Here is an 11,990-nt window from a genome sequence, read left to right as displayed (position 1 = left end):
GAGATCCTTCGCGTCGGGGCCCGGCACCGCCGCCGGGCACACCTTCGGTGCAACCCGTTCCCGGCGACCGCTATTCCGCCTCGAGGTCACATGTTCTCGAACGTGCCGTAACTGCCGCGGTAGAACAGCAGCGGGCTGTTCGGATCCAGGGTGGTCAATCCGGTGACGCGGGCAACGACGATGGTGTGGTCGCCGGCGTCGTGCTCGGCTTCGATGGTCGCTTCCACGCGTGCGAGTGCGCCGTCGATGGCGGGCGCACCGTTGTCGCCCGGCGACCAGCGCACGCCGCGGAACTTGTTTCCGCCGCTCGTCGCGAATGCGCCGCACAGCGTGCGCTGGCTCTCTGCGAGCACATTGATGGCGAGTGTGCCCACCTCACGGATCTTGGGCCAGGTCGTCGACGTGCGAGCCGGGCAGAACGACACCAGCGGCGGCTCCAGCGACACCGACGTGAAGGACTGGCATGCGAAGCCCAGCGGCTCGTCACCGTCGAGCGCGGTGATCACGGTGACCCCCGTGCAGAAGTTGCCCATCACATCGCGCATCGTGCGTGGATCCAGCACTGCATGTTCCGCGGTCATACTCAGCTCCGTTTCCGAGATCGTCGTTCCTCCAGTGTCCGGTACTCGACCCACAACCGTGGACAGGGCTCCCGATCAGTGGTCGAACACGGTGCGAAGCGCCGGTCTCTCGCTCAACGGGAAACTGTATCCGTGCGGTGATCGGACCGTCGTAGCGTCGCGCACATGTCCACAATCGAGAGCATTCCCTCTGCCGATACAGTCCGCGCCACCGTCACCGCATACATGGCCGCATTGGAGTCGGGTTCGTCGACGACCATTGCCGCGCTGTACGCCGACGATGCGACCCTCGAGGACCCGGTCGGCAGCGAGCCGAAGGTCGGCCGTGAGGCGATCACGACCTTCTACAGCGCACTCGACGGTACTTCGCAGAAGACGGAACTGCTCGCGGTGAAGATCAGCGGGGCGAACGCCGCATTCCATTTCCGCGTCACCACCCCGATGGGCGGCACCACCTACGAGGTCGAGCCGATCGATGTGATGACCTTCGACGACCGAGGCCGCATCACCTCGATGCGTGCGTTCTGGTCGCCCGCCGATATGCGGCAGCTCTGATGTCCGGTACCGAACCGACCCTCACACCGGCCGAGCAGGCACTTGCCGTCGAGGAGATCAAGCGATTGTTCGCGGCTCGGCTCCGGGTGATGGACACCAAGCAGTGGGAGCTCTACCCGACGCTGCACACCGAGGACGTCGTCAGTGAGACATTCCGACTCGAGGGCGGCGACCACAGCCATCTGCCGCCCGCCGAGCGTCCCGGTGCGGTCGTGGGCCGTGAACCGCTGAAGAACATGATCCGGGAGTTCCTCGACGGCGCGGTCACCGTCACTTCGGCCCATCACGGGCACAACCCGGAGATCACCCTCACCTCCGACACCACCGCCACCGGCATCTGGGCGATGGAGGACGTGCTGTGGTGGACCAACGGTGATGTGGAGGAACACCTGCACGGCTGGGGGCACTACCACGAACAATACCGACGGGTCGACGGAAAATGGCTGATCAGCTACCGCAACCTCACGAGGCTGCGGGTCGATCACACGCCGGGGTTCTACAGCTATCGCGGATAGCGGCGGCGAGTACGAATCCCGTTGGGCGGGACGGAGCGCATCCGAGTTTTCGGCAGCGACCTACCGTCCCGGTGACACCGAAAATTGAAGGAGAATCCTCGATGGCGAAACGCGCAGTACCGCCCCTGACTCCCGCCCACGACACCACCGTGGACCTGCTCGTGATCGGCTCGGGTACGGGCATGGCTGCGGCGTTGAGCGCGAAGGAACTCGGCCTGTCCTCGCTCGTCATCGAGAAGACGAAGTACGTGGGCGGCTCCACGGCCCGGTCGGGCGGTGCGTTCTGGATGCCGGCCAACCCGGTCCTGAAGCAGGCGCGGACTGGCGATACGGAAGAGCGCGGCCGCACCTATGTGCGCGCGGTGGTCGACGGCACCGCACCGGTCGAACGCGGTGACGCCTTCGTCGACAACGGTGCCGAGACCGTGGCGATGCTGCAGCGCACCACCCCGATGAAGTTCTTCTGGGCGGAGGGCTACTCCGACTACCACCCCGAGAAGCCGGGTGGTGCCGCCGTCGGTCGTACCTGTGAGTGCCGTCCGTTCAATCTCTCCCAGCTCGGGGAGGAGCGGGGCCGGCTGCGCCCCGGCCTGATGGACGCCGGTCTGCCGATGCCCACCACGGGTGCCGACTACAAGTGGATGAACCTGATGGCGCGTACTCCCGTCAAGGGTTTCTCACGGATCTTCCGTCGCCTCGCGCAGGGGGTCGCAGGCCTGGCGGTCAAGCGGGAGTACGTCGCGGGTGGTCAGGCGATCGCGGCGGGACTGTTCGCGGGTGTGCTGAACGCGAAGATCCCGGTGTGGACCGAGACGTCACTCGTGCGGCTCCTCGAGGACGGCGGACGTGTCACCGGTGCGGTGCTCGAGCAGAACGGCCGCGAGGTGACGGTGACCGCGCGTCGTGGTGTCGTGCTTGCGGCCGGCGGGTTCGACCACGACATGGCATGGCGGCACAAGTTCCAGTCGGAGTCGCTCGCCGAGGGCGAGAGCCTCGGTGCCGAAGGCAACACCGGTGACGCGATCAAGATTGCGCAGGAGATCGGCGCAGGTGTCGACCTGATGGATCAGGCCTGGTGGTTCCCCGCGGTCGCACCGACGAAGTCCGGACGGGCGCCCCTGGTGATGCTCGCCGAGCGGTCGCTGCCGGGTTCGTACATCGTCGACCAGACCGGTCGCCGCTTCACGAACGAATCGTCGGACTACATGTCCTTCGGCCAGCTAGTTCTCGAGCGTGAGCGCACGGGTGATCCGGTGGAGTCCATGTGGATCGTGTTCGACCAGAAGTACCGCAACAGCTACATGTTCGCGGCCGGGCTGTTCCCGCGGCAGCCCATTCCGGGCTCCTGGTACAAGGCCGGTATCGCGCATCAGGGGGCGTCGGCAGCCGAGCTCGCAGAGTCGATGGGTGTGCCCGTCGACGCGTTCACCGAGCAGTTCCGCCGGTTCAACGACGACGCTGCAGCCGGTACGGACTCCGAGTTCTCCCGCGGCGGAAGCGCGTACGACCGGTACTACGGCGATCCGACGGTGCAGCCCAACCCGAACCTGCGGCCGCTCGATCAAGGCCCGTACTTCGCGGTGAAGATGACGCTCAGCGATCTCGGTACCTGCGGCGGTCTGCGCGCCGACGAGCGTGGTCGCGTGCTGCGTGAGGACGGCGAAGTCATCGACGGCCTGTACGCCGTCGGCAACACCGCCGCCAACGCGTTCGGCGACAAGTATCCGGGTGCGGGCGCCACGATCGGTCAGGGTCTCGTGTACGGCTACATCGCCGCCCACGACGCCGCGAACTCGACCGTCTCGTCGTGACAGTGACGAACATGGACCGGGTCGCCATCGCGGACAGCCTGTTCGCGCTGGCGACCTGCCTCGACGACAAGGACTGGGCGACGCTTGCCGCGTCGCTCACCGATGACACCCGTTCGTACGGGTGCGTCGGCGTCGCGGACACCGTTGCACGCGTTCGGTACTGCCTCGACGTGTGCGGTGCCACCCAGCACGTGATCGGTAACGTCCGGATCGACCAGGGCGAATCGGATGCGGTGGTGCGAAGCAGCTTCCGGGCGTTCCACACCGGGATCGGCGACCTCACCGGCGTCACCTACGAATGCATGGGCGACTACGACGACCGATGGTGCCGCACCTCCGACGGGTGGCGGCTTGCGGCGCGGACCGTCCGGATCCGCGCCGAACTGGGCGACCGCCGCGTCATCGGCATGTAGACCGCGGGCCTCGGGAGAGCGGTCAGTACGGGTCGAAGCGGATGTTCTCGATCGGGGTGCCCGCTTCGGTCAAGCGTTGCACCGTCGTCTGCACCATCGCGCCCGGCCCGCACACGAGTACCTGGTGATCGCCGAACGCCCCGTAGGACGTGACGATCTCGTCGAGGCTGCCCTCGAGCAGATCGTCGGGGTCGGCGCCGATGTCGCCGATGCGCGAGAGAATGCGCTGGTGCCACGGGTCGGGTACCGAAGGGTCTTCCACCGATTCGACGACGGGGACAATTGTGAGCCATGGCAACGCCTCGCCCAGCAACGCAAGCATGTCGGCCGCATACAGGTCGCGCGGCGTGCGCGCACCGATGAACAGGAATGTGCGAGGAGGGTTCTCGCGGCGTGCGGCGTCGAGGACGAGTGCGCGCATCGGCGCGAGACCGGTGCCTGCCGCAACCATGATGGCGATGCGTCCGGTGTCGTCGAGATGGAGGTCGCCGCCGCGCGGTGAGGTGATGGTCCATACGTCACCCGGCTGGGTGTCGGAGACGATGGCGCCGCTGACCCAGCCGCCGGGGACGGTGCGCACGTGGAATTCGAGCTTGCCGTCCCTCGACGGTGGCAGTGCGGGGGAAAGGCGTCGCGGCAGATTCGGGCGCTGGGGAACCGTCACGTCGACGTACTGACCCGCGCGGAACGGGACGATGCCCTCGGTGCATTCGAGGCGGATGACAGCGAGATCGTGGCGGAGCCGATGGTGCTCGACGACGGTCGCCGACACGGCGATCTCTGTTTCGGATGCTGGCGACGTGGCCGACTGCATGTGGGAATCCTCTTGGGTGGTGGGCGCGCGATGGTGCTGAGGGCTCGGTGCTTCGATGAACTCTAGGCCAGAATTCGGACATGTCACAGAATGGAACATGTTTCAGTTTTGGGCCTGGAGCAGTTATCGTGACGGTCAGCATGTGATGGCCGCCATAACGACCCGTCTCGGCCATCGCACCGTCGCCGCCACCACGATCGGAAGGATGCCGATGACTGAGAACTCCGTAGAGTCCGGGGAGTACGCAGAGCTGCATCGCCCCGTCTACAACCCGGATCTGCTCATCACCGCACTCGACCGCAGCGCCGACCGCCCCGCACTGCACCTGGGCGACGTCGTCCTCACAGGAGCCGAGATGCGCGCGGCCATCAGCCGCTACCAGCAGGCACTCGCGTCGGTCGGGGTCGGTCAGGGCTCGTCGGTCGCGGTGCTGTCGAAGAATCGTCCCGAGGTCCTCATCAACATGGGCGCGACGATGATCGCCGGGTGCCGCAACAGCGCACTCAACCCCATGGGGTCGCTCGACGACCACTTGTACATCACCGCCGATGCCGAGATCGAGACCCTCGTATTCGACCCCGTGCACTTCGAGGAGCGCGCCGCAGAACTGAAGGCGCAGGTGCCGAGCCTGACGAATCTGTTCTCGCTCGGTCCCTCGGAGATCGCCACCGACATTCTCGCCCTCGCCGACACCTTCACCGAGCAGCGACTCGTCGCAGCGCATGTCGATGCCGAGGACACCTCGTCGATGGTCTACACCGGTGGCACCACCGGAAAGCCCAAGGGCGTGATGGGCTCGTTCCGGTCCGGTGTCGCACTTCCGCAGATCCAGATGTCCGAGTGGCAGTGGCCGGACCAGCCCCGATTCCTGATCTGCACGCCTCTCTCCCACGCGGGCGCCGCATTCTTCATTCCCACACTGTTGCGCGGCGGCTGCCTCTACGTGCTGCCCTACTTCGAACCGGGACTCGTCCTCGAGGCGATCGAGAAGCACCGCATCGACGCCACGATGCTCGTCCCGACGATGATCTACATGCTGCTCGACCATCCGGACTTCGACGCCCGCGACCTGTCGAGCCTGCAGACCCTCTTCTACGGCGCCTCCGCTATGTCGCCGGCACGGCTGCGCGAAGGCATCGAGCGTCTCGGTCAGGTCTTCTTCCAGTTCTACGGCCAGTCGGAATGCGGCATGAGCATCGCGGTGCTGCGCAAGGAAGAGCACCTCGCCGACGACCCCGAACGCCTCGCCTCGTGCGGCCGCCCGGTGCCGTGGCTCGACGTGCGCCTCCTCGACGACGACCTGCAGGAGGTGCCCCAGGGTGAACTCGGCGAGATCTGCGTGCGGGGACCGCTGGTGATGAAGGGCTACTGGAACAAGCCCGAGGAGACCGCCGAGGCGCTGCGCGGGGGATGGCTGCACACCGGCGATGTCGCCCGCGCCGACAAGCACGGATTCCTCACCATCGTCGACCGCAAGAAGGACATGATCGTCACCGGCGGATTCAATGTGTTCCCCCGCGAGATCGAAGACGTCATCTCGGCGCATCCCGCGGTCGCATCGGTCGCGGTCGTGGGTGTTCCCGATCAGAAGTGGGGCGAGGCGGTGAAGGCGTGCGTCGTGCTGCGCGACGGGCAGGACGTGCCGGCCGACGAACTCATCGAGAAGGTGCGCGCGGCGAAGGGCTCCGTGCACGCGCCGAAGTCGGTGGACTTCCTCGAGTCGCTGCCGCTGACGCCGCTGGGCAAGCTCGACAAGAAGACGCTGCGCGCGTCGTACCGATAGTTCACGCACGAAAAGTTTTGCGAGGAAACGACTTTCCCCGGTTCGCGAGGTGATATCGGTCACGTGGCGAGCGAAGTCCGTCGACTCGAGTGACGATTATTGCCGGTGGTCGGGGGATTTCGAATCACCCTGAATCACCGCTGTGCATCGACCAGCGGTGCACGGCATCAACCATCCGAGGGGGAATGAATGGGTTCCATCGCATCGCTGCTCACCGACGTGCTCGTGGGCGTCATCCTGGAGCTGATCTCGTCGGGATCCGCTGAGTAGGTCCTGCACAGGATTGTTCGATCGGGATCTCGTCGGCAGCGTGATGGGCGCCGCCGACATCGACAGATCGGTGGATACACGCCGGAGATTCCGGACGGTTCTCGGTGGCCACGCCGCACGGCCGGCCGCCGAGAACCATCCTGCATGCTCGTTTCTGCTGGTGAAACGCCCGAAGCCGGGTCCCCGTGGGAGCGGCAGGCCTACCGTTGGACCATGTTGTCTGCACAGAACGTCGAGGTCGTGCGCGCGACGCTTCCCGTCGTCGGGGCCGCCATCGGCGACATCACTCCCATCTTCTACCGCCGGATGTTCGCCGCGCATCCCGAGCTCGAGAAAGATCTGTTCAACCGCGGAAATCAGGCGCAGGGTGATCAGCAGCGTGCTCTCGCCGGCGCGATCACCGCGTACGCGACCCTGCTGGTCTCCGAGAACGTCGCCGAGCCCGACGATCTGCTCTCCCGGATCGCGAACAAACACGCGTCGCTGGGCATCATCGCCGACCAATACGACATCGTTCACAAGCATCTGTTCGACGCGATCGTCGAGGTGCTCGGAGACGCCGTCACCGCAGAGGTCGGGGCGGCATGGGACGAGGTCTAGAGGAACTTTCCCCACCTCGCAAGGGTTTCCGTGGGTCGTGAGACAACGGAAACCCGCACGACTGGAGGAAGGTTGCGGCGGGATCGAGCACGCGCCCGATATGCCTGATCTACCGGGGGAGGGACTCGCCTGACATACTGCCTCGCATGGCGAACGGGGAACCCCAGCGGGTGGAAGTGCGAGTGCCGGTGCAGAGCGCGGACGAGGCTCTCTTCGGGTCGGCATTCAGCGGAGAAGGCGCACTGCGGCCGGCGGAACCGGTGCCGCCGATCTGCTCGCGACACGGAGACCCCGAGTCCGATCGGGTGCGGGTGACGATCAAGTCGGATCGCTCGCAGCCGCAGCACAGTGAGAGCCGGTTGGGTTCGGCGCTCGCCTCGGCCTACACGGTGCAGGTGGCGGCAGTGGAATGGCCTGTCTGTGCTCGGTGTGTCACGGCGCGTCTGCGCTGGCAGATCGCTGCGGCGGCGTTGTTCTCCGCGCTCGCGGTTCTGTTCCTCGGGCTGGTGTTCGCGCTGCTGCAGGGTGCGCCTCGTCCCTACGGGTTCGCACTGATCGGGGTGTTCGCGGTGTCTTTCATCCCCCTTTACGTCGCGCTGCGGATGATCGAGCACCGGCGAGCCGGCGTAGGAGTGACTCTTGCAGAAGATGGTTCGGCGCTCGTGGTGCGCGACGCGCACCCGGACTTCGCGCGCGCTGTCAGCTCGCGGGCCTGATCTACAGTGGGTCGAAGCTGATGTTCTGCCGGGGCGTGCCCCCGGCAGACAAGGCGTACAGCGTTGTGCGGATCATCGACGGCGACCCTGCGATCTGGATCTGGTGATCGGACCACGATCCGAAACTCGCGACGACCTTACCCAGCTTCCCCTGGATCGGCTCCTGCAGACCCCGGGGTGTTTCGCGTAAGGGGACAGGATGCCAGTACGGGTTCTCGAGCTCCTCGGTAACAGGGGTGATGGTGAGCCACGGATTGGTCATGGCGATCTGCCACAACGTTTCCAGATCGTAGAGATCGCACGGGTAGTTTCCGCCGTAGAACAGGTGGGTGCGCGGATTCGTGCCGCGCATCGCCATTTCCATGATCTGGGCGCGCAGCGGCGCCAGGCCGGTGCCCGACGCGATCATCAGCACGTCCTGGCCGCTGTCCTGGTCGACCTGCAAACCCCCGAGCGGCGGACCGATCGTCCACCGATCGCCGACCACGACCTCGCTGACGAGCCCGCCGCTGACCCATCCAGTCGACACGCGTCGGACGTGGAATTCGATCTGCCCCTGGGGATTCGGGGGAATGGCCGCCGACAGGTATCGCCACATCTGGGGACGCTGCGGGATCTGGACGCTCATGTACTGGCCCGCGTGATACGGGATGGGTGTGTCGGTTTCGAGCCGGATGATCGCAAGATCGGCGAGCACGCGTTCGTGGCCGACGACGGTGGCGCCCCATGCGGCCGGCAGATCGTCCTCGGCTGCGGCGACGGCCATCGTCTCGGTGAAGTGCGAGATCACCTCGGCCCAGGTGCGTTCGAGTGCTGCGGTCCACAGGATCAGCGGCGTGCATTCGCGCACCGCGACGAGCAGTGCGTGCCCGGCGGCGCGGAAGTGCTCGGGCCGTACCCCGTATTTGCGGTGATCGCGTGCCAATTGGCCGAGGAAGGCGTCCAGACCATCGACATCGGTGAGCTTGTCGACCGCCCATCCGACCGCGGTCGTGAACCGCTGCCGCATGTTCTCCATACCGGCGGGGAACAGCTCGCGGGTCCCCGAAGTCTCGCTCCAGAGGGCGGTGTAGAACGCCGTGGCGAACCGCTCGGGCCCGGTCGGGGTTGCGGTGATCGATGCGAAGCTGAGTTGCACTCGGGCGATGGCGAACGCCTCCACGCCATCCTCCCACGTAATGCGCTGATTCGGACGCCGCCACTGTAGTCGTTTCCTTGTGGGTCGGCCACATGCGCTCTGCGGGCATGCGAGCGAGCGCCGAATGGTGTGATGTGACTCACGTGTAGATTGAAAGTTGAGTGGAACAAACTCAACTTTGGAGTCGTTGAATCGACCGAGTGCCCGCGGACCGGAGTCTGCGGGTACAGAATTGATACAGACTCACTCGAGAACGGAAGGAGCCCGTAGTGGACTCGTTCAATCCCACGACGAAAACCCAGGCGGCGTTGACGGCGGCACTGCAGTCGGCATCCGCTGCGGGCAACCCGGACATTCGTCCTGCGCACCTGCTCGTTGCACTGCTCGACCAGACCGACGGCATCGCCGGCCCGCTGCTCAAGGCGGTCGGCGTCGACCCCGCGCAGATCAGGAACGAAGCGCACGAGCTCGTCGACAAGCTGCCCACCGCGACCGGCGCGACCACCACACCGCAGCTCGGCCGTGAAGCGATCGCCGCGCTGTCGGGGGCGCAGAAGCTCGCCACCGAACTCAACGACGAATTCGTCTCGACCGAGCACGTCCTGGTCGGACTTGCGGGGTACACGGGTCGTTCCGCAGGCTCCACTCCTGCCGGCGACTCCGACGTCGCGAAGCTCCTCGCAGGAAAGGGGGCCACCCCCGAGGCTCTGCGTGAGGCGTTCACGACGGTGCGTGGCACCGGCCGCGTCACCAGCGCCGACCCGGAAGGTACCTTCCAAGCTCTCGAGAAGTACTCGACCGACCTGACCGCGCGTGCCCGCGAAGGCAAACTCGACCCGGTCATCGGCCGCGACAACGAGATCCGTCGCGTCGTGCAGGTCCTGTCGCGCCGTACCAAGAACAACCCTGTGCTCATCGGTGAACCCGGAGTCGGCAAGACCGCCATCGTCGAGGGGCTCGCACAGCGGGTCGTCGCAGGCGACGTCCCCGAATCGCTCCGCGGCAAGTCCGTCATCTCCCTCGACCTCGGTTCGATGGTCGCGGGCGCGAAATACCGCGGCGAGTTCGAGGAACGCCTCAAGGCCGTGCTCGACGAGATCAAGGCATCTGCCGGGCAGATCATCACGTTCATAGACGAACTGCACACCATCGTCGGTGCCGGCGCGACCGGCGAGTCGGCGATGGATGCGGGCAACATGATCAAGCCGATGCTCGCGCGCGGTGAACTCCGACTGGTCGGCGCCACCACCCTCGACGAGTACCGCAAGTACATCGAGAAGGACGCCGCCCTCGAACGCCGCTTCCAGCAGGTGCTCGTCGGTGAGCCGAGTGTCGAGGACACCGTCGGCATCCTGCGTGGGCTCAAGGAGCGCTACGAGGTGCACCACGGTGTGCGCATCACCGACTCCGCGCTGGTGTCCGCCGCCACCCTCTCCGACCGCTACATCACGTCGCGGTTCCTTCCGGACAAGGCCATCGACCTCGTCGACGAGGCCGCGTCGCGGCTGAGGATGGAGATCGACTCGCGACCCGAGGAGATCGACACCGTCGAACGCATAGTCCGTCGCCTCGAGATCGAGGAGATGGCGTTGCAGAAGGAAACCGACGCTGCCTCGAAGGACCGGCTCGACAAGCTGCGCGGCGAACTCGCGGACGAACGCGAGAAGCTCAGCCAGCTCACTGCGCGCTGGCAGAACGAGAAGACCGCGATCGACTCCGTCCGAGAGGTCAAAGAGCAACTCGAAGCGCTGCGTGGTGAAGAGGAGCGCGCCGAACGCGACGGCGACCTCGGCAAGGCCGCGGAGCTGCGCTACGGCCGCATCCCCGAACTGGAGAAGAAGCTCGAGGCTGCAGCGAAGGCATCGGGGGCCGCATCCGATGGCGACGTGATGCTCAAGGAGGAAGTCGGCCCGGACGACGTCGCAGAGGTTGTCGCAGCATGGACGGGCATCCCCGCCGGTCGCATGCTCGAAGGTGAAACCGAGAAGCTCCTGCGGATGGAAGACGAGATCGGCAATCGCGTCGTCGGCCAGACCGAGGCCGTGCAGGCCGTCTCGGACGCGGTCCGCCGCGCTCGGGCCGGTGTCGCCGACCCGAACCGTCCCACCGGATCGTTCCTGTTCCTCGGACCCACCGGCGTCGGCAAGACCGAGCTCGCCAAGGCGCTCGCCGACTTCCTGTTCGACGACGAACGCGCCATGGTGCGGATCGACATGTCGGAGTACAGCGAGAAGCACAGCGTCGCGCGGCTCGTCGGTGCGCCTCCCGGCTACGTCGGCTACGACGCCGGCGGTCAGCTCACCGAAGCGGTGCGTCGTCGCCCGTACACGGTGGTGCTGTTCGACGAGGTGGAGAAGGCACATCCCGACGTGTTCGACACGCTGCTGCAGGTGCTCGACGACGGGCGCCTGACCGACGGCCAGGGCCGCACGGTCGACTTCCGCAACACCATCCTGATCCTCACCTCGAACCTCGGTGCGGGTGGTGACAAGGACCACGTGATGGCGGCGGTGCGCATGGCGTTCAAGCCGGAGTTCATCAACCGGCTCGACGACGTCGTGATCTTCGACCCGCTGTCCGAAGAACAGCTCGAGAAGATCGTCGACATCCAGATCGACCAGTTGGCGAAGCGCCTCGAGGCGCGACGGCTCACGCTCGACGTGGACGGAGCGGCACGGATGTGGCTCGCGGTGCGTGGCTACGACCCGCAATACGGTGCGCGTCCGCTGCGCCGGCTCATCCAGCAGGCAATAGGCGACCAGCTCGCCAAGAAGCTGCTGGCCGGGGAGATCCG

Annotated in this window: 10 protein-coding genes and 1 pseudogene; 8 read left to right on the top strand and 3 right to left on the bottom strand. The window is 66.1% G+C overall.

Translation table 11 applies throughout. From position 1 onward, the window contains the following. Positions 1 to 86: 86 nt before the first annotated feature. Positions 87 to 581: a flavin reductase family protein gene (locus tag Q7514_RS22435; protein WP_132474779.1), complete on the bottom strand. Its 495-nt coding sequence runs from the start codon at positions 579 to 581 to the stop codon at positions 87 to 89. A 165-nt stretch (positions 582 to 746) separates the two neighbouring features. Between Q7514_RS22435 and Q7514_RS22430 the strand changes: the two genes are divergently transcribed. The 4 genes from Q7514_RS22430 to Q7514_RS22415 all read left to right on the top strand — a co-directional run bounded on the left by Q7514_RS22430 (position 747) and on the right by Q7514_RS22415 (position 3,875). Then, complete coding sequence (locus tag Q7514_RS22430) at positions 747 to 1,136, top strand: nuclear transport factor 2 family protein (RefSeq protein ID WP_330135472.1); 390 nt, start codon at positions 747 to 749, stop codon at positions 1,134 to 1,136. Further along, a complete protein-coding gene (locus Q7514_RS22425; RefSeq protein WP_330135471.1) occupies positions 1,136 to 1,651 on the top strand; it encodes a nuclear transport factor 2 family protein in 516 nt (171 codons plus the stop codon). The genes Q7514_RS22430 and Q7514_RS22425 overlap by 1 nt, the downstream gene beginning before the upstream one ends. 101 nt (positions 1,652 to 1,752) lie before the next feature. Continuing rightward, the gene (locus Q7514_RS22420; RefSeq protein ID WP_330135470.1) at positions 1,753 to 3,462 is read left to right on the top strand and encodes a 3-ketosteroid-delta-1-dehydrogenase; all 1,710 of its coding nucleotides are present in this window, start codon (positions 1,753 to 1,755) and stop codon (positions 3,460 to 3,462) included. Beyond that, entirely contained in the window at positions 3,459 to 3,875 is a 417-nt protein-coding gene (locus Q7514_RS22415; RefSeq protein ID WP_330135469.1) for a nuclear transport factor 2 family protein, read from the top strand. The genes Q7514_RS22420 and Q7514_RS22415 overlap by 4 nt, the downstream gene beginning before the upstream one ends. 22 nt (positions 3,876 to 3,897) lie before the next feature. Here Q7514_RS22415 and Q7514_RS22410 read toward each other — a convergent pair whose 3' ends face one another. After that, positions 3,898 to 4,689, bottom strand: coding sequence for an FAD-binding oxidoreductase (locus Q7514_RS22410; protein WP_330135468.1), 792 nt, complete (start codon positions 4,687 to 4,689; stop codon positions 3,898 to 3,900). A gap of 211 nt (positions 4,690 to 4,900) precedes the next feature. On the opposite strand from Q7514_RS22410, the gene Q7514_RS22405 reads away from it, so the two are divergent. The 3 genes and pseudogenes from Q7514_RS22405 (at position 4,901) to Q7514_RS22395 (ending at position 8,058) form a co-directional block, all read left to right on the top strand. After that, a complete protein-coding gene (locus tag Q7514_RS22405; protein ID WP_330135467.1) occupies positions 4,901 to 6,472 on the top strand; it encodes an AMP-binding protein in 1,572 nt (523 codons plus the stop codon). A gap of 483 nt (positions 6,473 to 6,955) precedes the next feature. Then, a pseudogene (locus tag Q7514_RS22400) lies at positions 6,956 to 7,339 on the top strand (globin domain-containing protein); the annotation flags it as partial. Between the two features lie 149 nt (positions 7,340 to 7,488). Beyond that, on the top strand, positions 7,489 to 8,058 hold the full coding sequence (locus Q7514_RS22395; protein WP_330135466.1) for a hypothetical protein: 570 nt from the start codon (positions 7,489 to 7,491) through the stop codon (positions 8,056 to 8,058). 1 nt (position 8,059) lies between these two features. Here Q7514_RS22395 and Q7514_RS22390 read toward each other — a convergent pair whose 3' ends face one another. Beyond that, a complete protein-coding gene (locus Q7514_RS22390; protein WP_330135465.1) occupies positions 8,060 to 9,220 on the bottom strand; it encodes a globin domain-containing protein in 1,161 nt (386 codons plus the stop codon). Between the two features lie 245 nt (positions 9,221 to 9,465). On the opposite strand from Q7514_RS22390, the gene clpB reads away from it, so the two are divergent. After that, positions 9,466 to 11,990: ATP-dependent chaperone ClpB (gene clpB / locus Q7514_RS22385; protein WP_330135464.1), on the top strand; the 2,525-nt coding region annotated here is incomplete at its 3' end.

The organism is Rhodococcus artemisiae (assembly GCF_036327795.1).
In the GTDB taxonomy this organism is placed as follows: domain Bacteria; phylum Actinomycetota; class Actinomycetes; order Mycobacteriales; family Mycobacteriaceae; genus Rhodococcus; species Rhodococcus artemisiae.
The sequence above is the reverse complement of the archived record's forward strand: the minus strand, read 5'-3'. Positions and strand labels throughout refer to the sequence as shown.